Raw genomic sequence first — 505 nt, 5'->3', positions numbered from 1 at the left:
GCATACTCGGGCGCAAGGTCGAGGTCATCGAGGTCGACGACGAAAGCTCGCCGGCCAAGGAGCCGGCCGTGATGCGCAAGTTGCTCGACAGTGGCTGCCAGGCGATCCTCGGGCCGGTCGGGAGCTCGCACAGCCTTGCCTCAGTGCCCACGACCACCGCGGCCAAGGTGCTGCACGGCGCGGGCGGTTGGGCCGAGGAACTGGCCGACGGCACGCGCTACCCCTACCAGTACCAATTCACCTATAACACCGGCCTGCAAGGCGAAGCGGTAGCGCGCCACATCGTGGACAACCTCAAGCTCAAGAAGGTCGGCATCCTGCTCGAGAACACCGGCTTCGGCGAATCGGCCACAGCCGCGACAGTTCGCGCGCTGAAGCAACGCGGCATCGAGCCGGTCGGCGTCGAGACCTATCCGCTCAACGCCACCGACCTCAAGGTCTATGTGAACAAGCTGCGCGGCGCGGGCGCCGAGGCGCTGGTGCTGTGGAACGCGGCGGCCCAGGG

General features: G+C 67.3%; 1 protein-coding gene. It reads left to right on the top strand.

From position 1 onward, the window contains the following. The coding region (locus tag ACXJ3V_RS20880) for an ABC transporter substrate-binding protein (RefSeq protein ID WP_457102268.1) at positions 1-505 on the top strand (505 nt) is incomplete at both ends.

It is taken from the genome of Microbacterium sp. P5_E9, assembly GCF_054049175.1.
This window is presented reverse-complemented; position numbering and strand designations above follow the sequence as displayed.